The organism is Bacillus sp. FSL L8-0152, from assembly GCF_038006365.1.
Lineage (GTDB): Bacteria > Bacillota > Bacilli > Bacillales > Bacillaceae_G > Bacillus_A > Bacillus_A cereus.
The window spans coordinates 197,593-221,143 of record NZ_JBBOVB010000002.1; the positions used below are offsets into that span (position 1 = coordinate 197,593).

The following is a 23,551-nucleotide window of genomic DNA, read 5'->3' on the forward strand; positions in this document are numbered from 1 at the left end:
CGGAACATTTATATTCCACATAGTTCATATAAGCGCAGTCATATGCTAAGAAATCCTTTTTTATATTCTACCCTCACCTCACCATAACAAAAAAACCGTGCATCCAAATAGTATTCTCAGTTTTTTTATGAAACGTTAAATCTCGTAGTTATCAATTTTGATAACTCACCGTAGTAATAATTTTTCATTACTACGGTTTTGCATTCCACATATTTCTGAATCTACTTCTTGCAGAACTTTTAGCTCTGTAATAGTTATAGGGGTATCGCCAGCATTTTGGAAAACCCCCACGCTAAGAGTATGCAAGATTTTATACAGTTTTTGGGCTAATGCAGTAACAAACAATAGCCCTGAACACACGCCAGGACAGGAATGTATAAAAAGATGAATAGGGTTATAGAAAAAGAAAAAGACGAAACCCTATTTTCAAAGGGAATTCGCTTTTTTCTTGCTACCGATAATGAGACGTTATGTCAACTTCTCATGAATAGGATATACAATTTACATCAAGTTATTTAAGAAATGATTTACTAGTAGACATATAGATTTTGAATTGTTAAAATATTCAAGTTGTTAAAAAAGGAGGGGTATAGATGGAACAAAAACAAATGAGTAACCTTAATAAAAAGGGTTGGGAACATTCAGCTTATCAAGCTTGGGTAAATAGGCATGGGGTTCCAAAAGATTTTGCTAAAACAATCGCTGCAAACCCGCAAAAACAGATATCATATTACCTTCAATATACAGGAAATATAGAAAAGAAAAGAATAATTAATCTTTTAGGATCCAAAGGAAGTAAAGCTGTCGCATTTGCTTTAATGGGTGCTGATGTAACTGTAGTAGATATTTCTGAAAGTAACGCCCAGTATGCAAATGAATTAGCTTACGAGTCAGGTGTTAACATTACATATATTGTATCTGATGTTTTGGATTTACCTATAGATACACAAGGATTTGATTATGTCGTGTTAGAACTAGGTGTGTTGCACTATTTCGTTGACTTGAGACCTCTTTTTGATACAGTCTATAAATTACTAAAAAATGGCGGTATGTTCATCTTGCGTGATTATCATCCAGTTTACTCTAAGCTTATACAGTTTCAGGATGGAGAAATGAAAGCCAACGGTAATTACTTTGATAATGAAATTATTGAAGGAGAAGTAGCCTACACTAGTTTATTATCAGAAGATGAAACAAACTCTATACCCTTAGTAAGAATTAAACGGTGGACCTTAGGTGAAATTATAACAACCTTAGTTCAATCCGGATTACAAGTACAATCATTAACTGAAGAATCTGGACCACATCAAAAATGGGTTTTTCCCCTAGATGCACCTACAGAAACAGAATTTAAGATTCCTGGACTATATACACTAATAGCTATTCGATAATAGATAGATTATAAGTCTAAATGACTTCCAATAACGATAATTATGTAAATAAGCTGACTTCTCAAAGTAACTACCTATAGAGAAAGAAATTTTTCGTTTAGGGGGTACTTCAAAACCTTAACTTGATGGCGATGTGGTGGTACCCCAAGAAGAAACCCCGGTTTATAAACCGGGGTTCTTACACATAAAAAAGGGAGTTGACGCCTAATCGTAATTCTACTTGTTCGAATCGTCTATTCAGATGTGGTGACTGTCTTGATAACTGGGTTTGTATAAATAGCTGGTATATATTCTACTTGTTCCGCAATGGTTGCTCCTGTTTTATTGTCAACAAATTTAGTCTTTACGACATAATTATTTGATGCAATATCCGCTATAAATGACCCTGTTCCATTAAAACGAACTGTTTTATTGTCAGGAAGAGCGCGAATCGTATTTGACACACATTGACTACAACTTTTACAACAGGTTTGAACTAATTCCACGAAAGGATATAGATCAAAATAGTTGTACGTAAGCGGGTCGTTCGGATCATAGTGTTTGGCGTGTTGATTCCTGAATCTCCCAAACAAATCAACTTCGACTGGAACATTATAATTGGCATAATATCCTTTGTTTAATGTAATTGTTACAATCGCAGTGGTATAGGGTGGAACTTGTGTCGTGAATGCTGGATATGTTACAGTCCGAGTTGTCGTATCTGTTTTTGTTTCTGTATTAGTAAAATTATATTCTGCCCCTACTTCCAGATTAAATCCTCTTTCTTTATCCGTAATCTTGACTTTATAACTTGATTTACGCGAAATACTAGCTTTTGGATTTATTTTACATCCGTTTGTTGTTGTGTTTGTCGTGGTGGTAGTCACTGATTCGGAATAGGCGGGAGTTACATATGCTTGTTGTAAAGATGATTCATTTTGATATGTATGTTGATCCGCAATAATCGGGGTTTGTAGAACAACGTCTTCGATTTGTTCATAAACATCTGTCCCTCCTGCGACTAAATCGGATGTCTCTACCTTCCAAGTACCAGCGTTATTTGGTCGCCATTCACATGTGGAGTATAGAGTATTACCGGCGTTACAAGGGCTAGGTATTTGGGCAGAAGTTGGGGTAGGAACAAACCTTTGATCGAACTTCCAAGAACCTAGTGGAGCGTACCCATCAAATCTAGCAAATAAACCGATAGGACCGTGTAATACATTATCTACATTATGATTTAAATAATCATCCAAATCGAATAACGTGAAGGATGTTGGATTTACTTCATTTGTATTATAAGAATCTTTCATGTTTACTGCCTCCTTTTATTGATTTTTATTTTGGTTCTATTTAGTACTTGTATCACTACTTTCTTTCTAGAAAAAGGGCTTATGTAGTACATTTTTTTGAGTGGCTCAAAAAGTAAAGAATCGTTGCCGTACCCCTTTAAAATCTGAAACAACAACATGATGACAATTGATTTCATAATCCGGTAAACATTCGATAGGACCGCATCCATCAACTTGAATAGTTTTTCTACATTTTCCTTCTATGACAGATAGACAATCAAGGTTGTATGCAATTCCTTTTCGATTCACACGACAATTTCTATAAAAAGGCGATAGAATTCCCTATCTCTTCATGAAAAAATAAAATTCTTCGGTCGCCCATATATAGGTATATGTAACGTTTACAAAAAAATGTGGATTTTTAAGAGATTGCGTGAAAAATATTGAATCTTTACTATGTAAAAAAAGTTATCTTTAGCACAAGGAGTAAACAAAAGGAATAACCATCATATTTTTATAATTCTTAGATTTTTGTTAATTTTGAATGTTAAAACCATAATTGATAAGTATATCTATATTGAGAAATTTATTGCAAAACAAACTATAAATGATCAAAAAATCGGATGTAAACTTTCACCCAGTAGTTTAGTTCATACTATTGATTTTTATAAGTGTTTGGTAAAGAAGACACAATGAATTGCAAATAAAAACTATACCGAAATCTAGTTCGGTATAGTAAAGTGCATATAAAAAATCCCTCTTTGTTACCTCCCCCCAAAAAATCATTGCCGAGGACCTTATAAACTGTATTTTCAGAAACATGACAAGCATGTAAGTAAAATGTAAGGCAATTCAATATGAGAAAAACAATCTTACTACTACAATGAATAACAGAAACATTCATGAAATACCTGTGATGCAATATCAAGTTATTTTAGTGCTTAAAACATTCGACCAAGTATTACAGCTTAAATAAGGAAATACGAAACTAGACCAACAATTAATGGTAAATTACTCGTATTTTAAAAAAAATAAAAATGTTGGCAGGCATCATCTATCAACGCTCATTCTTAGTGTGTAAATTTGGAGGGAATTTCTCGTATGAAAATAGTAAAAGTAACAGATCTTAGTAAAGAATACACAGGCAAGGTTTCACATACAGCACTTTCAAATATTAATTTAACAATTACAGAAGGAGAATTTGTTGGGATTATGGGTCCTTCTGGTAGTGGGAAAACAACGTTATTGAATATGATTTCTACTATTGACTCGCCAACATCAGGCAGTGTATTCATTAATAGTAACAATCCTTATCAACTATCACCCAATGATTTGGCCGTATTTCGCAGACAGGAATTAGGATTCGTCTTTCAATCCTTTAATCTGTTGCATACCTTAACAGTAAAAGAAAATATGGTTCTTCCGCTCGTATTAGATGGAATGAATGTGAAGAGAATAAATAAACGAGTAGAATCTATTTCGAAAAAATTAGGAATCAACGAAATCTTAAATAAACGAACATATGAAATATCAGGAGGACAAGCACAGCGAACAGCGATTGCCCGTGCACTCATTCACTCTCCTAAATTGGTACTTGCAGATGAGCCGACAGGAAACTTAGATTCTAAAGCCTCTCAAGACGTAATGGAGATATTAACACTATTAAATAAAGAAGAAAAGGCAACAATGATGTTAGTAACGCACGATCCAGTTGCTGCAAGTTTCTGTGACCGCATTATTTTTATTAAAGATGGACAGTTATACAATGAAGTTTGCTACAATGGTGATCGCCCATTATTTTATAAAAATATTATGGATAGTCTTTCTATGTTAGGAGGGAATAAACATGACTTTTCGAAAGCTGGCATTCAATAATGTTTTACGGAATAAACGAATATATCTAGGTCATTTTTTTAGTAGTACATTTGCGGTATTGGTTTTTTTCACTTATGGGCTACTTATCTTTCATCCGAACCTACAAGGCGAACTAACTCATGTAAGTACCATCATGAGTACATTTGGGAAAATAGGATTTCATTTATCTTATTACTTAATCTTTGTCTTTTCTTTCTTATTTATTTTCTATTCTGTTAGTGCATTTTTAAAAAATAGAAAAAAAGAGTTTGGATTATTAATGTTACATGGAATGTCTCATCAACAGCTTCATCGATTAATTTTTTTCGAAAATATGTTGATTGGAATCCCTTCTATAGTAGTAGGAATCGGACTTGGAATGGTTTTTTCTAAATTGTTTTTACTAGTTAGTGGGTCTTTATTAGGAGTAGAACAAACGTTAACATTTTACTTTCCTTTAAAGGCAATGCTAGTAACAGCAATGTCCTTTATTGTTTTATTTCTACTTATTTCTTTGTTTACATTAAAAATGGTGAAAATGAATGAGCTTGTAGAACTCATAAAATCAGATGAAAAACCAAAAACTGAGCCAATAGTGTCAGTCTCTATATCCTTGTTGGTACTTATTTTATTTGGAGCGGGTTACTCCGCTGTTCACCACAGTATTGCCGCTGTAAATTACATGACTTTGAACCAATTATTCCTACTCGTAGGAGTAGGTGTCGTATTTATTGTATTTGGAACTTATTTTTTCTTTACTCAATTGTGTGTATATGTGTTACACACTTTAAAAAATAGGGAAACTACATTCTTTAAAAGAACCAATCTCCTTGTTATTTCAGAATTAATGTATCGAATGAAAGATAATGCAAGAACGTTCTTTATCGTTACAATTATATCAGCTGTATCTTTTACAGCAATTGGAGTTTGTAGGGCGATCGCAAATCCTGAATTGGCAAAAAGTGCGACGCCATATGCATTTACCTATCGATCGGATAATGGAAATACACAAGAAAAACCCCATATTGAAGAGATAAAGAAACAATTAAAAGAATCTGGATTTTCTTATAAACTTGTAGCAACAAAATTTAAAAGGTCACAAAACGGTCCGGTGTTAATTAATCTTTCTACGTATAATGAATACGCTAAAAAATTAGGGTATGAAATAGAAAAATTAACAAATGAAACTGAAAGTATCGCTATACTACCAAAGAAAAATCCCACAAGTGCAGAGGATCAAAAAACATTGGAATTAAAACATGGTGAACTAGAAGTACCACTTTCTGTTCAAAAAACAATTTATATCCCAGAATTCGCCGAGATTGACAACCCTTTTATTGTCTCTGATGCTGTTTACAGTAAAGTTCTAAATGTACAACAAGAAGGCGTACTCCGAGATTACACCATATACGGTTTTATCATAAAAAATTGGCCTGAAACAAGTGCAATTTCTACAAAACTTATGAAGTTCATTGGTACGAATCAAGAGGATTATTATTCCTTTTCATCACTGTATTTAAAATGGATTGAATTGAAACAACAAAACGGATTACTCTCTATTTCAAGTGTAATGGTGGGAATTGTATTTTTCGTATTTACACTAAGCTTTTTATATTTCCGTCTATTTACTGATTTAGAACGCGATCAAGAGCAGTATGAAATGATTTCAAAATTAGGTTTAAGTCAAAGTGAGTTAAAGCAAATCGTGACAAGACAAATGATGTTACTATTTTTCCTGCCAATAGTAGTGGCTATGCTTCACAGCAGTTTTGCATTTATAACTTTTCACCAATTAGGACAAACAGTAAGTAGGGAACTGTCCGTTATTCAAAGCTCAATTGTTGTATTAGTAAGCTTTATTTGTATGCAAATTATTTATTTCCTTATTATTAGAAATCACTATATAAAACGCATATGTACAAAAATATATTAATAATAAAGATAAACAAAAAATTGAGGGTGCATACTCAATCACTAATTATGCTTGGATATGCACCTTGAAAGCAAGTTTGATGAAATCAGGGCACATCCCTTGGACTGTTTCAACTCCATCGAGGTGGATTAGTACCGAGAGGTTTAACGAACGAAGATTTGAAAAATGCAGAAGCCAATACTCGAATTGCAATATCTAATATGACAATTGCATATAACCGTGGTTTATAGAAAAGTTTAAAAGGAACAGATCTATTAAAACATGTTGCTAATACCTCAGGTTGGCCTGGCAATAAGGGTGTTCAATGGACAGAGAAACAGACAGACTATAACAAGGGTTTAGAAAAGAGTTTTATAATGCTTTCTAAACGACAATACGATGTTCTAGAATGAAATTTTTAATAATTATTATTATATAATTCATGCTTAAAGAGGAAAATTCTCTTTAAAAGATGCACAGATTGACTTTGTACTGCTTATATCAGGAATTTAAAGAAACATAAGCACAATATGTACAATTCTCCAACTGTACTAGTATAGTGGTCTATATTAATAGTAAAATAGCTTTTAAAATACGTAAATATGTTTATGTGTGTCAATAAATTAGAATAAAACCTTAATAAAAAATTTAGATAAAATTTCTTTTATCTTTCTATATTTATTCTATAATTTATGTATAAATATGAAAAAACCCTTTAAAAGATACACAATTTTTTGTAGCGTTTATATCGGGAGTTTAACGAAAAATAAACACAATATATTTACTTCGCTTACCACGCTAGTATAGTCATCTATATTAATAACAAAAACTACAATTTACAAGGAGAACACTTTATGAGTAAGAGAATAAACGAATTAGATTCAATACGAGGTTTAGCCGCAATTACAGTGGTATTTGGGCACTTTTGTTTAATGCTACCATCGTTGCCTAATTCTATAAAACTATCACCTCTTAGGTTTTTATGGGCTGGTGGGGAAGCTGTAATCATTTTTTATGTACTCAGTGGTTTTGTGCTATCTATGGCACTTTATCATTCAAAAACAAATTATTGGGGATATTTAATTAAGCGATTTGTACGAATCTATATCCCTTATTATTTCTGGATATTCATCACCTTTGCTTTATTTATTTTGTTTTCACCATATGAAGTTACGGGACTACGAGATTGGTTCTATGATAAGTGGCAAGGGCCAATAACCAAATTAGATATTATGAATCACTTTGTACTTCTTAATAACTTTTTTACGGATAATTATAATCCGGTTATCTGGTCATTAGCTCAAGAAATGCGTATATCTATCGTGTTTCCCTTGTTCTTCCTTCTGTTTTATAAACAGAGTTGGAAGAAAACGATACTGTTTGCTATGAGCTTTTCTTTAATTAGTATTTTCCTTAATATGTTGCATATTGGGAAAGCTGAGGGGTTTTATAATGGTTATGCCGATACACTGCATTTCACATCTATGTTTATGGTCGGAATGTTACTTTTTAAGCATCAGGAAGAACTTACCCACTTATATAGAAATATGAAAAACTTAAATAGAAATCTTCTTATCACACTAGGAATCTTTCTATATGTATACTCTACTGGAATTTTGTTGATTTCTCGTAGTGATACTGCTTTCCTATTAAAAGATTGGGGTGTCGTAATTGGTGTTAGTATAATAATCATTATGGCAATGAATAACCTAAAGGTAAAAGCTATTTTAAATAAGGGGGTATTTGTGTACTTAGGGGAAATTTCATATAGTATCTATTTATGTCATTTTCCAATCTCGATGGTACTCTTTAAACTTTTGTATGCAAAGATACCTACCCTTTTTCTTCTTATCTTATGTATTACAACGACAATACTTTGTTCTATATTATCGTATCATTTAATTGAAAAGAAATGTATCAATTGGGCAAAACAAAGAACAACAAAGTTCAAAAAAAAAGTGTGACACTTGTAGGGGTATGGAAACGATTCAAAGAATAACCCGCCTTGAAAAATCCTCCAATTCAGGCGTTTGTTTTTCTTTAAATTTCTATATTAAACTTTACACCTAAAAGAAATAATTTTGAGTCCAAAAAGGTACGAACTTTTTATACGAGGAGGAGTATTATATGAAGGATACGATTAAAACACGATTTATTATATTATTCTATATTAGTATTTTAGGTTTAGGAACCATGCTTGGAATATTTTATGTTAAGCATAAAACCAATATTCAAAGAAATAAAGAGGTTGCTACGGAAAAACGTTTATTGCAATACGAGCCCACCTTGAAAAAAGAATTAGAAAAATATAATTTAGGAGGCAAAACAGCGGTTTTATTAGGAATTATGTACCAAGAGAGTAGAGGTGAGGGCAACGATCCTATGCAGTCTTCTGAATCGCTTGGATTAAAGCCAAATGAAATAAAAGAGACAAGCTTGAGCATTAAACAAGGGGTAAAACACTTTGCTCAAATGTACAAATATGGAATGGAAAAAAATGTAAGTATAGAGACAATTATTCAAAGCTATAATATGGGACCAGGGTATATTGATTTTATTGCTAGTCAAGAGGTTAAACAACACTCGGAAGATTTGGCCAAAAATTTTTCTAAGATGAAAGTTGATCAAAATCCAGAAATGTATACTTGTGGTGGAAATAAAAAAAATTTTAGGTATCCATATTGTTATGGTGATTTCACATATGCAACAAAGGTGAATGAAAAAGCGAAGCTTATTGAAGAAATTCTCCGAAAAAATTCAAGTTATAATTCAGAAAATTTATAACTTGAATTTTAAGATTGATGTGAGAGATTTATTAAATCAGGTCATAGTGATACCCGTATTCTAAAAATAGTCTGACTACATGTCTGGTTCAGATAAGTTTGGAGTAACTCATGCAAAGTAGGCAAGATTTAAAAAGTACTCCACCAAGTCACGAGAGGTTAGGTTTTACCGTAGGTACCATTTCACGTTCAACAAAATAATATTAGGCTGATAATGTCTCCATTTAAATAAAATTTCCTTATCTACACTAATCATTCACCTTTTTAAAGTAGTCTAATCAGTATGGATAATTTTGAGAATGTTCAATATCTCCTTATTATTGTAAAATTATATTAATAAATGTTAATGTACACATAAAAAAACAGGATAGTTCCTATAAAAAGTAAATACCACAATGTCCAGGGGGGTGAAATGGTGGGGAAAATAGTTTTTTTTAAAAAATTAGATAAGAAACTAATATTCATTTTATTCATATTATGTGTCACCAGTATCGTTGCAATATACAGTAGTCAGCAAACCGGGCAATATGGTAACCAAAATTTTGCTATGAAACAAATGGTAAATTATGCCATAGGTTTTGTTCTATTATTAATTGTTGCCAATATCGATTTAGATCAATTACAAAAATTAGCTTGGCCGATTTATATTGTGGGGTTCATCTCAATTATCATTTTAAAGGTATTACCAGTGTCAAGTTTTACACCTGAAATATTAGGGGCAAAAAGATGGTTTAGATTTCCGATTATTGGTGCTATTCAACCAGCTGAATTTTTTAAGCTTGCCTTAATTCTTCTGGCCGCAAGTTTAGTCGTAAAACATAATGCACAGTATATGGCACGGACATTTCAAACTGATTTACTTTTGATTGGTAAAATATGTTTGATAACTATTCCACCTGCGTTACTTGTATATAGTCAACCCGATACGGGAATGGTGTTCCTATATATAGCAGCCATTGCATGTATTATATTTATGTCAGGAATCCAAAAAAAGTTAATCGTACTATGTGCAGGAATTCCGATGACTGTATTGTCTGCTTTAATATTTATATACTTAAAATATCCAGATATTTTCTTCAATAAGTTAGTTACTTTATTAAAGCCCCATCAACAATCGCGAATTTTAGGCTGGTTAGATCCATTTCAGCATACAGATCAGGGATATCAAACTCAACAATCAATTTTAGCTGTTGGTAGTGGGGGGATAGAAGGAAAAGGCCTCGGTTCTGGTAATGTTTATATTCCAGAAAAACATACTGATTTCATTTTTGCCACAATTGCCGAAGAAGGCGGTTTTATAGTTGCCACTTTTATAATATGTATATTCTTCTTAATGCTTTCCCGAATACTTATAATTGGTAATTCCGCAGATAATTTATTCGGCACCTTACTATGTGCAGGAATTGTAGGCGTTCTAATGTTACAATTTTTTCAAAATATCGGTATGATTGTGGGATTAATGCCTGTCAAAGGTATTGCACTTCCATTTTTATCATATGGAGGAAGCTCTTTATTTTCGAACATGTTAATGATGGGGCTTATTTTATCCACACGAAAAACATACAAAGAATATATGTTTTCAGTGAATCAGCACTAAATATCAAATAAGAAGTACTTATACCTTAAACTATTCGTAGAATAATACGTGATGAATAAAAAAGGTTACAGAGCTATAATCAAGTATTGTTAATAGACCGAGGGAGGAGAATAATAAACATTCTTCTCCCTTTGTCTGTAATTAGAGTTTGCATATATAAATATACGTTGTAAGGAATTGCTGGAATGAATTTTAAGGTTACAAAGGGGGAGCACGCACATTTTAACGTTTTTATACGCTAAGGGATTCTCAAAACTCCATAACGCGAGTTAAATTGAGAATCAAATTACATCTAGTTTGATTCATAAAAGATTGGCGTCATAGACTGCTGGATAAAAACACAGGGTTTTATCTCTGTGTTTCTTCAAATTTTCGTTTTTGAATATAAGCTTGTGCATGAATAATTTCTTCCTGAAGTTCTTTTAATTCTTTCATAGATTCTGTTTCAATAGTCATGTAGGTAGTAACTAAACTAATCATCATATCCATCTTCTCTACTATATTTTGAATGATCTGTACAGATTGCTCTTTTTTAGGGTGTTGTATTGCTGTTAATACATCTTCCATATAATTGTTCTTTCTTTTCTGGATATCATAAATAAACTGTTTTGTGTTTGAGTTCAGTTGTTTTTCCTCCTCTTTAGATATCTTTCTATTCTATCACATTTAAATGGGAAACATTGGATTTACTGGAATTTACACCATCCTAATTGCTTAACGTAATCTATATATTTCTAAAGAGATGATAAATATATATTTTTTATCAAACTTGGAACTTTATCATGATTACTGTCCAATATATAGTGAAATCAATTTTAAGGAGGTTGCCTGTTTGGCTAGTAATGACAATATAAGCAACTGGATAGACCGTCTGTTATCCGGTGACGAAGAAGATTTTGAATATATATTTGATTTAACAATTCAGTGAATATATGACACCGTATTTGCTATAGTTAAAAATGGTTATGAAACAAATGAATTTGTAAATGAGGTTTACTTTCAACTATGGAAATAAATCTTAAAATATGATCAATCTAGGCCTTTTTATTTTGGTTGAATGGCATTGTCTATAAATAAATTAGTCAATGGCGTTTACATAAATAACTGTAGAGAGAAAAACTTTGTTATGGGGGTGTTTAAAATATTAAGTTGATAGGCAAGTGATGTTACTCTATTCCTATCAAGCTAATACTTTGATTATCATTTTATCTATTAATTAGCCGTAAGTTAATTGTTAACCCATAAAATTGCCGAAATTTTAATATAAACCATAAAGACAACTAGAGTTAACGTGTTCTTAGCTAAAAAAAACTAGAATATCAATAAAGCCTTCACTGAAAGATAGCACCAACAATAACCGAATTTCTTTCGCTAATCCTATAAATAAAAAGTCGATTTCCTGTACGTTAAGAAATCGACTTTTTAGTGAGTAACTTAATTTCTTTATTAGACTCGAGCTTGGTTAAATTAAATTTAAAATATCTTTTGGTGTATTTAATACATAATCAGCCTTTTCAAAACCTTTTTTTGTCTTTGAACCCCATAAAGCGAGTGCGAATTTAACACCAGCACTTTTCGCACATTGCATATCGTATATAGAGTCTCCGATGTATACTGACTCATTATTTGGAACATCTAATTGTTTCAAACAAGCTAATAATGGTTCAGGGTGTGGTTTGTGTTTATCCGTATCACACGCACAAATTATACGTTCAAAATGACCGCTTAGATCAAATGGCTCGAACTCATCTATTAATTCTTGCTTAGTTTTTGATGTAACAATACCAAGCTTTATTTTACTAAAAGATAACTCTTTAATAATTTTTTCTAACTCTTCAAACACGGAGACTTCATGAGAAAAATCTAGTACAGATTTGGCCCATTTCGGATGAACAACGTCTATATTTTTAAAATTTAATTTTTTTAAGGTTTCTTTTCCGGGAATCCCTAATGCAAATCTTAAATCCTGTAACGCATAATCTTCCTTTAGTTCTTCTTTTAAAACTTTTTGTAAGGATTTTAGTATTGCTTTTTCTGTGTCTAAAATTGTGCCGTCTACGTCAAAAATAAGAGATGTAATCAGAATAAATCCTCCCGATTTTTTAATCTTCACTTGCAATAACTACTTCAACACCGTTTTCTTTCAAAGTGTTATATAAATCATTAGACATAACTTGATTTGTAATGAATGTGTCTATAGATTCAAGCGTTAAACCCTTATAATTTCGTCGCTGATTCCATTTAGTGTGATCTGCCACTAAAATAACTTGATCAGCATGCTTTATTAATTCACGCTTGAAATAAATATCTTCTTCAAAACCATAGTATATCCCGTCTTCTGTAATACCTGCGGTTCCAATGAATACCTTGTCAAAGTGATAATCTTTGAGTTTTTCAGTGGTCGAAGTCCCCGTAGTATGTCGAGAAACCTTATTTAAAGTTCCTCCCAAAAGGTGAATAGTCGTATCTTCAGAGTGAGCTAACATATAAGCAGTATCAATAGAGTTCGTCACAATAGTTACGTTCTTTGATTGTAAATGTTGCGCTACAAAGTTGACAGTTGTTGAAACGTCTAAATAAACCATGTCATTGTTTGCAATTATATTTGCAGCCTTCATTCCAATCAATTTTTTCGTTTCTAATTCAGTCTTTGACCGCACTTGATAAGTATCAATTTTCTTATGAAAAGTAGCTAAAGCCACTCCGCCATAAGTTCTAACTATTGCTTTGTTTTTTGAAAGTTTTACTATATCTCTTCTTGCAGTATCTCTTGAGATATGAAACATTTCACACATTTTTTTTATATTCATAGTTTTATTTGTTTCTAAATAATTAAAGACTCGTATCAATCGTTCTTCTTGATTCATAAGTAACCTCCATAAGAATATATTAAGTTAAAGTAAGTTATTCCGCAAGTTAGTTTAAGTTATATTGTACGATAATGCTTCTATAATTAAGTGTTATTAAGTTAGTTTGGTAAAACCTTATTTTTAATGCCTTTATAATTTTAAGCGGTTTTATGATGGATTTAAAATTTTATCGTTGTAAGCATAAATTTGCCAAAGTGGCAAGGTTATTGTCTAAATCACAGTTTATATGTCCAAATTAAAAAGGTTACTTGCAATTATCTTGAAGTTTTTGCACCAGAAACTCATATAAACTCCACAAATCTTTAGATAATCCACATATAAACTCCAGATTGATACAATACTATGGCATCCAGGAGGTTAGAGAACATGAATTTTATCAAACGATCATTTTTGAGTTTACAATCAAGAAAGGGAAAGTCACTTATATTACTTGCTATTTTTCTAGTTGTTACTAATTTGGTATTCGCTGGTTTTACGATTCAAAGTGCATCCAGTAAAGCAACGGATTTGGCTAGACAACAATTAGGAGCTGATATCAACTTAAGAATCGATATAAATAAGTATTTGGAAGAACAAAACAGTAATCAAAATGCTAATGAAGCAAGAAAGGTACCAAGTATCGAAAAAAAAGAAGCTGATAAATTAAAGAACTCTAAGTATTTAGATCACTATAATTATCTAAAAAGTGTTATTGCTGAGCTGAAAGAGCTTCATAATGTCGAACCATCTGGAGGAGCTCAATCATTTGGTGCAAATAATAATTTAAATTTCACTTTACAGGGTGTTAGAGACTTTTCTTTATTAGAAGCTGCTCAAGAAAAAAAATTAAAACTTGTTGAAGGAGAGGGAATTACGTCAAAAACAGTAGGAAAAAACGTTGCTATGATTGAAAAAAAACTAGCTGAAAAAAACAATTTAAAAGTGGGTGATAAATTGCAGATAGGTGAAGTAATGGATGAGGAACTTACCACGAAAGAGCTAGAAATTATAGGTATATATGAGTCTAAAGAAGAGGCTCCATCTTTTGGGGGACAATCTTTTGCTTTATTAGAGCCTGCTAATCAAATATATGTACCGTATTCTGTTATGAATTCACTGGAAAATGCAATCTATTCATTAAAGGATCCTAAGGATATTGATGCATTTAAAGAAGAAGTAAAAAAATTGGGGTTACCAGCGTACTATGAATTAGATGCACAAGATAACGTTTATAAACAGATGATTGGTCCAATCGAAAATATTGCATCTTTTTCGAAAACGATTGTAATTATGGTGTCTATTGCAGGTGCAACGATTTTAGGATTAATCATTATGCTCTCTATTAAGGAACGTAGAAAAGAAATGGGAATTTTGTTATCTATAGGCGAGAAAAAGTGGAAGTTAATGGGTCAACTATTAGTTGAGGTATTATGTATTGCTGTATTAGCTTTTGGTTTATCTTTAGCAACAGGAGAGAAAGTTTCTCAAAAAGTGGGTGATAATCTGTTATCTAGTGAAATAGCAAAGAATGAAGATAAACCGGAAGATCCTATAGCAAAATTAAGTGGTAACCCTGCTGCAGACGTAGATCCGGTTGATAATATCGAGGTAAGTATTTCAACTGAAGATTTAGGAAAAGTAGGGGGGATTGGATTAGGAATCGCTATGCTAGGAACGATTCTTCCGGCATTATCCATTCTTCGTTTAAATCCAAAACAGATTTTATTAAAAGACGAATAAGGAGAATTTATTCAAGAAGATATAAGTGAGTCTAACCAAGATCAAGTAAATATATTTCAAGATGAGATTGGCCCGAAGCAAAGACAACCCTCATCTATTAAAAGTGGGAATTCAGGATTCAGTACTGCTAAAGAATATAGTGAAGGTAAAGTGGAATCTAAAGACCCAAGAAGTAATTAATAAAATATAACTTTTTTAATAAGTCAACAACCGGTACCTTAACATATAAGGAACCGGTTAATTTATATACAAGTATAAATGTCTAATTTCCTTTATTTACACTTGCGTACTTATTTGAGTACGGTGCTGAATTTAATTTGTGTTTTTTTACTTGTATGCGACTATAATCCGAATGATGAGCAATTCACAGTTGTACATCTAATAAAGAAAGAATAAATGTTTGTTTCAAGTGATATCTTGTTTACCTCTTTCTTTTTAGTGTTATTATGCATATAAATTATCTCATGCATCTAAGCTGATATGAAGTAAAGATAATTTTCCTATGAAGTTTTTATATCTCTACACAAACTCCAGATAGCAAGGCCATAATGACTACCAGAGAAAAGCTTCCTTTGTGGAAAAATTTCACCGTATTTTTTGTACAAAAACCTCATATATTTAAGCATAACTTATTGGGAGGTTAATCATGAGCATGTATTTAAAAATACAAGAAAGTGCGAAGCGTATAAATGAATTGACTAAGCATCAAAAGAAACTAGAGCGCGAAAAAAATGTATTAAAAAATGAGTTTTATAGATTGTTGAAAGAAAATAAAAAATACAAATATACTCCCAAAGAGATAAGAACATTGGATAATTAGTCTCAATTTAACGTTTCATTTGAATTTTAGTCAACTGCAGAAGTATGAAAATAGTTTAAATTCAGTACTTAGTTAGCTATAAGTATTTTTGATACTATATTTATTCGTAAATTTGACACAGCCTTTTATAATATATACATGTTATACTTAGTTGCATAGTAAATAAATTGTATCCCAGTACATTACTTACTATTACTAGTACCCAAATAACTTAATATGATACGGTAAAAAGCCTCTTTTCAACGAGAAAAGAGGCTTTTTTTCATTACTAGCTAGTGAGCAAGCTATCGCATTTAAAAAATACCTTTTTAACCAACCAGTTTCTAATTTCACGGGACAACAAGTGAATATTCAGCTACCTGAGGGGAATTATACTTTTAAACTCGAGAAACTCGAAAAAAAATCGATACAACTAGCCTCTGGAACGGAGCTTTTATATATTGTCATTGACGATGCGATGTTTAATCTTGTTGCAAAACAAGTCAGTCCAATCACATATAAAGCTTATAAAGTGGAAGATGAGAAAACAACAGAAGAAACTTCTAAGATAGTAATAAAATTAGCTGGGCAGGATACGCATATGCGTACGTTCTATGAAGAGCATAAAAAAATAAAGGCACTTACAGGAATGAAAATCTTTGTAGTTAGCTCTTTAGCATTAGTTTTACTAGTGGCAACAGGAAGTGTTATTTACTTCAAACAGCTAACAGAAGCACATTCAGATAAAAATCGTTATGAAATTTTACGAAAAATTGGTGTAAATAGAAAAGAAATACGAACTACGATAGCAAAACAAACGTTATTTGTATTTCTTCTTCCGTTAATTATTGGAATACTAAATGCAGGCATGTTAACAATGTCTGTATCCTTACAATTTAGCATGGACATACAGCATGATATCATTTCATTTATGTATGCTGTGACAACATATGGCGTGATCTACCTTCTTTACTATGTATTAACCGTTAATTCATATAATAGAATTGTGAATAAATAGACATAAACCACCTCGCGAATATCAGGAGGTGGTTTAATATATTTAACAATACCAGATGGATAGTGAACAGTGAGTTAATTAACCTGTTCCTAAAATATGTATTAACGTACAATTGCCTTTGTTGATATGGTGATTCCATACCTATCAACTTAAGAAAAGTAAACTGATTTCTCAAAATTACTAATCATAGAGAAATAAATCTTTTGCTTAAGAAGTCTTAAAAAACCGTAACTTGATAGCAATGAGGTATCACTATTGCTTCGGAAAAAAATATGAAAAAAAATTAACTTTTATGTAAAGTGCTTCGCTACACTATTTTAAAGAATTTATGTTTGATTACTTAAATAAGTCTAAGGTCACTTAATAATTAAAAAATATAGAGTTACTTCACGTTGTTAAATACACCAATTACCTTTATTTAAAGAAATCTTCGCTATTTTAGCAAGCAATTAGTACACTTCTATTTTCTTCCACTCAAAATCATTGCATTCCCCAATACTTTTTTATTTAATAATAGCCTTGGTAATTTCATTTCTTCAGCAAGCTTGCAGCTATTCAATTTACAGATATCGAGATTCTCTAGGTCATTTAAGAACTCTTCTGTATCCCCAAATATTTTTTCATCCATAAATAAATCTAAGAAGATAAATTCGCCACCAGGTTTTAATACCCTTAAAGCCTCTTTAATTACTTCGATTTTATTTTTCGTATCTTTTACTTCATGAAATGTTAGGCAACTTACAACTATATCAAATTCATTATCCTGTAAGGGGAGCTCGGCGGCACTTGCTTTTAGAAAATTAATCCTACCAGACACACCTTCTATTTCAGCATTCTGTTGGCATTGATCCCGTGAATATTCCCAATTTCCCCCCCAATAATCAATTCCAGTTAAAAAGGATTTAGGAAAAGCCATTGCAAGCTTAATAATCAATGATCCACTACCTGTTCCTATATCTAGTATTTTTCCTTTTCCATCCCAATTCACTTTTTTAACAATTAAATCATGTATTTTGGATTGATAATTCTCTCCGAATGTTGCGAATTGGTAAGTAGAATAAGAAAGTATAAACGTTATATAAATAAAAGGTATTGCTATAACCCCTGATAGGATTCGCAGATAGAAAGTAATAGGAGATAACGTTATAAATAAAAGAATTATTGAACTTATTAAAAATACAATCAGTCTTTTCATTCGAATCCAAGTTTGATATTTAGTTTTTTTTCTCATTAGCACCATTCCTGTATATTTTTTACATATGGATTTATTCATTGTAAGATACTTTTATCTAGCCTCTCCTATAAGATTATTTTTTGCCACTAACAAATAATAGGTTACAGGTTTTTAAACAATCCTTAAGTCGCTGGGATTCATTTTCATAGCTCCATATGCTATGCTCCAATATTTTTTCCAAAAGAAATTTTTCTCGGTCACTAGGGGCATATTTAAAATAAACCATATGTTGTCCGGACTTGAGTTCTTCTAATTTTATTACTCTTTTCATAAGATAGTATTCATCATTATGAATACTATCATCAAGTTTCAGATTTTCCAAAAAAGAAAATTATGGTTTTGGGGGTACTACAAAATTTTAGATCGACAAGTATGTATGATAATCCCATTTCGATTGCATCCACTCTCCAAGAAAAGCTCGTTGGTTTCAAATTTTCGTAGCAACAGGACCTTTAATTTCTAATGGTCCCAGTATCTTTTATTTTGACGTGTGTCTTTACATTTATTTTAGCCTCTGCTAACGCTTGCAACCAATCATTTTTTACTTTTTTCCACTCTTTATATTGAAATGCTCTAGCATATAGGGATAATCCGATTGGATCAATTTTATTCTGCTGTATTTCATCCAACATATTTTGTAATTCCTTATTAATTTCTTTTCCGATAGCGTTTTCTAAATTATTTATGTTTTTTTTGTTATCATAATGCTCTTTAATTAAATTCGCATTGTTTTTTTCTACTAAGGCTACATTAGCGTTTATATCTAGATTAAATACAAACTTCCCGTTTTTAAAATTAACATCTATCTTCCTTGTCGCATTCTGTACGAAGATGGAAGTGTTTGTTTTTTTGTTGGATTTTTTAGGAGGAAGCGCAAGGTGTAGTATCATCCGGCCTGTATTTTTTGACTTATTTATAAGATTGAAGAACTTAACATCTTTTTTAGGGATACGAGTTAAAAATTTTCCTTGTCGATCTAAAAGTGCAATTCCTATCGTGTCAATTTCATTATTTGTTTTTTTGATAATTGGAACGGCTTGCGTCATTCCTTCTTCATTTTGTTCTCTCATTAATTGTTGAATTGTAGAAGAGACGGATTGGTTATTTTGAATTGACGATTCAATTACACCATTTATATAAGATGAAAGTGATGGTTTACTAGGCTTATGAATTTTAAAAACTTCTTCTGCAGGTCCATCTACAAGTACTACTTTAGCATTAATGGTAGCGTAAGGATCACGGTAAGAAGAATCAAGCTCCTGCAACCAATTTGCTTCTTGCGCTAATTTTTTCCCAATTAAAATGATTTCAGCTTTGGAAGCTGTCATGAAGCCTGTTAACTTCGTATCTATCTTACTGAATCCAGTATATACAGTTGATGCTTGTGTCCAATGTTCTATAGTACTTTTTGACTGTTTATGATGAAAGAGTGGTATGCTTGTTCCAACTTTTATGTCTCCATTAGGGGTTCTATCCAAGCCAATTAACAGGATTAATGAAACCTTCTCAAGAGGAATTCTCTGACCACAACCAATTATATATACACAACAAATTACAATCCATATCCATTTTCGAATCAAAGTTGTTTCCTCCTAGTAATCCAAGTAAAAAGAATACTGTAAGCGAAAAATAAGATGGGTAATAGAATAAAGAAAACGACATTTAAGATATCCATAAGAGAATATATAAACAAATATTGATCCACATTGGGGTTTAGAAAAATAAATAAGCCGACTATTAATACCATAAAACCAAACAGCGCCCAATTGCGAGCGTTTTTTTGAAGTGAAATGGTCACAGAATCAAAACTGAAAAATAAATATGGATATATTGTAGTGGAAAATACAATTAAATAGTAAGCAATATATATAATTTCTAATCGTTCTATGAAAGAAAAACGAACCCCTTTTAACAGATGAAATACTGGCCAAATTACGTCTTTTATCCCCTCTGGACTAAAGTATATATAAGAAAGAATAGTCACATATAGGTAGAAAAACATGGTTCCAGTATTCGCAATTAGTAGTCCCTTAATAGCTTGTTGTTTTTTTTGTAAGAACGGATAAATAAAATATGCAATTTCTAAACCAGCATAAGGGGTAATGGTTTCTTTCGTTGCTTTTACAATAGGGTATATACCATCTTTAAAAATCGGTAGTAGGTGTAAAGGAGCATACATACTCTTTAATGAAAAAAGAAGAAGTAATGGCATCCAAGTAGTGAAGAAGAAAACAAGCATAGAATAACTAGTAAGAGCCCTTAACCCACTCAGGGCTAAAATAATAAAAGGTAATAGTAATAATATGGTGATTTGATAAGCAGGAGTGGAAGGGAATATCCACACTTTTACAATATCAGTTGCCTTTAATAAAGTATTAAATCCAGCAAAAAATAGATAAAAGGCATATGCAAGAAAAAGAATTGTCCCTATCCATTTACCAAAGTATGTTTTTAAGATTTGTGAGAAATTTTTGTTAGGATTTTTTTGTAACATTAATATAATAAATACACCGATTATAGAAGTAACTATCCATCCGAGAATGATCGAAATCCAGCCATCTGTACCAGCAGTAGTAGCAAGTGGGCTTGGCATAATTAACATACCAGATGCGAGTTGCAGCGAATGAATGAAAATAATAAATTCGAATAAAGTTACTTTTTGGAACTTAAGATTCTCCATGTTAACCACCTTCTTTTTTCTTTCTTTGTTTCGGCTGTCCTGTACTCGAGCGGGTGGTAATCATCGAAATAGGAAATCTTACAAAAGAATCTTTTAACTCTTGGAGACGAAATGGTGCGATTGGCATTCCGTATGGTGAACCATAGGAAGTTAGTGAAACAAAATGAGCAAATAAGAGCATTAATCCACTAACAATACCTACAATCCCATAAAAGTAAGCCAATAACATCATTGGAAAACGGATAAGGCGTATAGAACTTGATAAATCATAATTAGAAACAATAAATGAAGCAATGGCTGTAATAGATACGATAATAACCATAACGTTACTAACAAGACCAGCTTGAACAGCTGCCTGTCCAATTACAATCCCTCCAACGATTCCAATAGTTTGTCCAATTGGTTGTGGTAAGCGAATGCCAGCTTCACGTAGCATTTCTAGTGTAATTTCCATTATAAAAGCTTCCAATAAGGGGGAGAAAGGGACTTTGACTCTTGATGTTGCAATAGAAGTGTATAAGTCTATAGGAATAATTTCAAAGTGAAAAGAGACTATAGCAATATAAAATGCGGGTAAAAAAATAGCTATAATAAATCCTGCAAATCGTAATAAGCGAAAAAATGATGCGATGAGCCAATGAATATTATAGTCATCTGGGGTTTGAAAAAATCCAATCAAATTCATCGGAACAACCATTGCACCAGGGGATCTATCCATTAATACTGCTACTTTCCCATCAAGTATATGATTTGAAATGGCGTCTGGGCGCTCGCTTAAATATGCCTGTGGAAAAGGAGTCCAATTTTGATCTTTTGTATAATTAGATAGCTCTCCAATATTTAATACCGCATCTGTTTTGATTTTACAGATTCTGGTTTCAATTTCTTGGACTACATCTGCGTTTGCTACATCACCTAAGTAAATTAAATAGACTAAAGAAGTGGCTCTTTCTCCAATCGTCAGCTTTTTGATTTTTAACTCTGTAGAAGGAATATATCGACGGATAAGACCTATATTTTTTGTGGCATTTTCAATAAATCCATCATGGGATCCTTTTATAGTAACTTCTGAAATTGGCTCTTGAATTGCTCTCTCTGCCCAGCCTTTTGTATTTATTAGAAGTGAACGCTTTTCTCCCTCCATAAACAGTACACATTGCCCCTCAAGTAATCCTTCTTTAATTTCATTCCATGTATATACTATTTTGGTATGAGTAGCAATAATATTAGAATTAAATATTTGACTGTCTTCATTTACGTTTTGTAATAATGGTGTAACAACATTGCTTTTTAATGCAACACCATCTGTAAGGCCTTCAAAATAATATAATAAAATATTCGTGTTTGTTTTTAATTGCAAAGGATGTTCAATCAAATCTGCACTAATATCAAAGATGTTATCTAATATATCTTTAAGTTTTTGTAAGTTACTCGTTTGGATCTTTTCAATGGTTTTATCTGTCTTAGTTTCTAAGGTTTCTTCAATTAAGGACATGAGTTCACCTCTTAATATGTATAATAGTCCGTTTTTTTATTATTATTTTTCTATAATTAAATTTTATTCATTGAATTTAATTATTTTGAGAGGGATAAAGTAGAAAGTAGTTTTAAACTATCCTCACTTTCAATTCATTTAGGATATCTCCATAGTCCTTACGGTTAGAGGCCTTATCGCTTCATTCTTTAGATTGATACTTGCGTTAATCTCCCTATCATGGTGTGTACGACAAGTAGGGCAGTATCATAGAGTTTAAACGTCTTTGTTTTGATATCCACAACAAGATCATAATTAGATCGAAGCAAATGTTTTCAATACGACAATGACTTGTTTGCCGTACCACTTGGGTTTGTATTCTAACATGGCTCGAAACTGTGACCATGATACCTCACTAATTGCTTTTGCTAACCTATGATTCTTTAATATATTCAATACTTACAAATCCTTTATATCGATAACATCATGATTTTTAGTGTTATCAGTTGAGATTTTGTGCAAGTAATATCTTCTAGTATTTTCTATATGTTCATGAATTCTAGCTACTTTTACTCGCTATTTATTCCAGCGAGAAGATTCTTTCGTTCGTCTAGAAAGAATAAGTTGTGCTTTCGCTAACTTCTCTTCTAATGATCGAAAAAATTCGGAATTTTCTAGGTCATTCCATCTGACAAAATGGCAAAATCTTATAGTTCTACAGCCATTTCAATGTAAGAATTTGTTTTTGGAAGTTCTTGCACTTCTGTTTCAACTAATAGTGACACGATTCATTTCTCATTGGAGTTCCTTGAGGAAGGAGTCTTCTAGGAAAAAATGATAATTATTTATTGAAATTTCAATGTACGAATGTTTAATTTTAAAATATCTGTGTATTTTTATTAATTGATTTTATGGAATTTGGGGATTTATATAATTTAATCCACTTAAT

The 23,551-nt window shown here is 31.8% G+C and carries 17 protein-coding genes and 5 pseudogenes; 11 read left to right on the forward strand and 11 right to left on the reverse strand.

From position 1 onward, the window contains the following. Positions 1 to 593 precede the first annotated feature (593 nt). A complete protein-coding gene (locus MHH27_RS29275) occupies positions 594 to 1,391 on the forward strand; it encodes a class I SAM-dependent methyltransferase (RefSeq protein ID WP_340945179.1) in 798 nt (265 codons plus the stop codon). A gap of 233 nt (positions 1,392 to 1,624) precedes the next feature. On the opposite strand, the gene MHH27_RS29280 is transcribed toward MHH27_RS29275, so the two are convergent. Next, positions 1,625 to 2,683 (reverse strand): ETX/MTX2 family pore-forming toxin, encoded by a 1,059-nt coding sequence (locus MHH27_RS29280; RefSeq protein WP_161114213.1) that lies wholly within the window; start codon positions 2,681 to 2,683, stop codon positions 1,625 to 1,627. A 105-nt stretch (positions 2,684 to 2,788) separates the two neighbouring features. Further along, positions 2,789 to 2,971: a hypothetical protein gene (locus MHH27_RS29285; RefSeq protein ID WP_161114214.1), complete on the reverse strand. Its 183-nt coding sequence runs from the start codon at positions 2,969 to 2,971 to the stop codon at positions 2,789 to 2,791. Positions 2,972 to 3,763: 792 nt separating this feature from the next. Here MHH27_RS29285 and MHH27_RS29290 point away from each other — a divergent pair. The 5 genes and pseudogenes from MHH27_RS29290 (at position 3,764) to MHH27_RS29310 (ending at position 9,212) form a co-directional block, all read left to right on the forward strand. Next, positions 3,764 to 4,537 (forward strand): ABC transporter ATP-binding protein, encoded by a 774-nt coding sequence (locus MHH27_RS29290; RefSeq protein ID WP_340945184.1) that lies wholly within the window; start codon positions 3,764 to 3,766, stop codon positions 4,535 to 4,537. Next, entirely contained in the window at positions 4,509 to 6,449 is a 1,941-nt protein-coding gene (locus tag MHH27_RS29295; protein ID WP_161114216.1) for an FtsX-like permease family protein, read from the forward strand. Before MHH27_RS29290 ends, MHH27_RS29295 begins: the two co-directional genes overlap by 29 nt. A gap of 83 nt (positions 6,450 to 6,532) precedes the next feature. Further along, positions 6,533 to 6,841 (forward strand): annotated as a pseudogene (locus MHH27_RS29300) (transglycosylase); the annotation flags it as partial. 441 nt (positions 6,842 to 7,282) lie between these two features. Then, entirely contained in the window at positions 7,283 to 8,392 is a 1,110-nt protein-coding gene (locus MHH27_RS29305) for an acyltransferase family protein (RefSeq protein ID WP_161114217.1), read from the forward strand. Between the two features lie 163 nt (positions 8,393 to 8,555). Further along, positions 8,556 to 9,212, forward strand: a complete 657-nt coding sequence (locus MHH27_RS29310; protein WP_340945191.1) for a lysozyme family protein — start codon at positions 8,556 to 8,558, stop codon at positions 9,210 to 9,212. Between the two features lie 168 nt (positions 9,213 to 9,380). Here MHH27_RS29310 and MHH27_RS29315 read toward each other — a convergent pair. After that, positions 9,381 to 9,467, reverse strand: a pseudogene (locus MHH27_RS29315) (IS6 family transposase); the annotation flags it as partial. Between the two features lie 156 nt (positions 9,468 to 9,623). On the opposite strand from MHH27_RS29315, the gene MHH27_RS29320 reads away from it, so the two are divergent. After that, positions 9,624 to 10,808, forward strand: a complete 1,185-nt coding sequence (locus tag MHH27_RS29320) for an FtsW/RodA/SpoVE family cell cycle protein (protein ID WP_340945192.1) — start codon at positions 9,624 to 9,626, stop codon at positions 10,806 to 10,808. Positions 10,809 to 11,156: 348 nt separating this feature from the next. Here the strand turns inward: MHH27_RS29320 and MHH27_RS29325 are convergent, their stop codons facing one another. Next, complete coding sequence (locus tag MHH27_RS29325; protein ID WP_340945315.1) at positions 11,157 to 11,432, reverse strand: hypothetical protein; 276 nt, start codon at positions 11,430 to 11,432, stop codon at positions 11,157 to 11,159. Between the two features lie 208 nt (positions 11,433 to 11,640). On the opposite strand from MHH27_RS29325, the pseudogene MHH27_RS29330 reads away from it, so the two are divergent. After that, positions 11,641 to 11,882: pseudogene (locus tag MHH27_RS29330) on the forward strand (sigma-70 family RNA polymerase sigma factor); the annotation flags it as partial. Between the two features lie 388 nt (positions 11,883 to 12,270). Here the strand turns inward: MHH27_RS29330 and MHH27_RS29335 are convergent. After that, on the reverse strand, positions 12,271 to 12,891 hold the full coding sequence (locus MHH27_RS29335; RefSeq protein ID WP_340945317.1) for an HAD family hydrolase: 621 nt from the start codon (positions 12,889 to 12,891) through the stop codon (positions 12,271 to 12,273). A 19-nt stretch (positions 12,892 to 12,910) separates the two neighbouring features. Beyond that, the gene (locus MHH27_RS29340; RefSeq protein ID WP_340945195.1) at positions 12,911 to 13,675 is read right to left on the reverse strand and encodes a DeoR/GlpR family DNA-binding transcription regulator; all 765 of its coding nucleotides are present in this window, start codon (positions 13,673 to 13,675) and stop codon (positions 12,911 to 12,913) included. A 369-nt stretch (positions 13,676 to 14,044) separates the two neighbouring features. On the opposite strand from MHH27_RS29340, the gene MHH27_RS29345 reads away from it, so the two are divergent. The 3 genes and pseudogenes from MHH27_RS29345 to MHH27_RS29355 form a co-directional block, all read left to right on the forward strand. Continuing rightward, positions 14,045 to 15,397: an ABC transporter permease gene (locus MHH27_RS29345; RefSeq protein WP_340945198.1), complete on the forward strand. Its 1,353-nt coding sequence runs from the start codon at positions 14,045 to 14,047 to the stop codon at positions 15,395 to 15,397. A gap of 646 nt (positions 15,398 to 16,043) precedes the next feature. Beyond that, the gene (locus MHH27_RS29350; protein ID WP_340945201.1) at positions 16,044 to 16,217 is read left to right on the forward strand and encodes a hypothetical protein; all 174 of its coding nucleotides are present in this window, start codon (positions 16,044 to 16,046) and stop codon (positions 16,215 to 16,217) included. Positions 16,218 to 16,491: 274 nt separating this feature from the next. Beyond that, positions 16,492 to 17,214 (forward strand): annotated as a pseudogene (locus MHH27_RS29355) (ABC transporter permease); the annotation flags it as partial. Between the two features lie 460 nt (positions 17,215 to 17,674). On the opposite strand, the gene MHH27_RS29360 reads toward MHH27_RS29355, so the two are convergent. From MHH27_RS29360 to MHH27_RS29380, 5 genes and pseudogenes are all read right to left on the reverse strand, one after another. Further along, positions 17,675 to 18,445, reverse strand: coding sequence for a class I SAM-dependent methyltransferase (locus tag MHH27_RS29360; protein ID WP_340945318.1), 771 nt, complete (start codon positions 18,443 to 18,445; stop codon positions 17,675 to 17,677). A 455-nt stretch (positions 18,446 to 18,900) separates the two neighbouring features. Beyond that, complete coding sequence (locus MHH27_RS29365) at positions 18,901 to 20,028, reverse strand: Ger(x)C family spore germination protein (RefSeq protein ID WP_242807223.1); 1,128 nt, start codon at positions 20,026 to 20,028, stop codon at positions 18,901 to 18,903. Beyond that, a complete protein-coding gene (locus MHH27_RS29370; protein ID WP_340945205.1) occupies positions 20,025 to 21,128 on the reverse strand; it encodes a GerAB/ArcD/ProY family transporter in 1,104 nt (367 codons plus the stop codon). The genes MHH27_RS29365 and MHH27_RS29370 overlap by 4 nt, the downstream gene beginning before the upstream one ends. A gap of 1 nt (position 21,129) precedes the next feature. Beyond that, complete coding sequence (locus MHH27_RS29375; RefSeq protein ID WP_340945207.1) at positions 21,130 to 22,623, reverse strand: spore germination protein; 1,494 nt, start codon at positions 22,621 to 22,623, stop codon at positions 21,130 to 21,132. A 138-nt stretch (positions 22,624 to 22,761) separates the two neighbouring features. Then, positions 22,762 to 23,387: pseudogene (locus tag MHH27_RS29380) on the reverse strand (RNA-guided endonuclease TnpB family protein); the annotation flags it as partial. Positions 23,388 to 23,551: the final 164 nt, after the last annotated feature.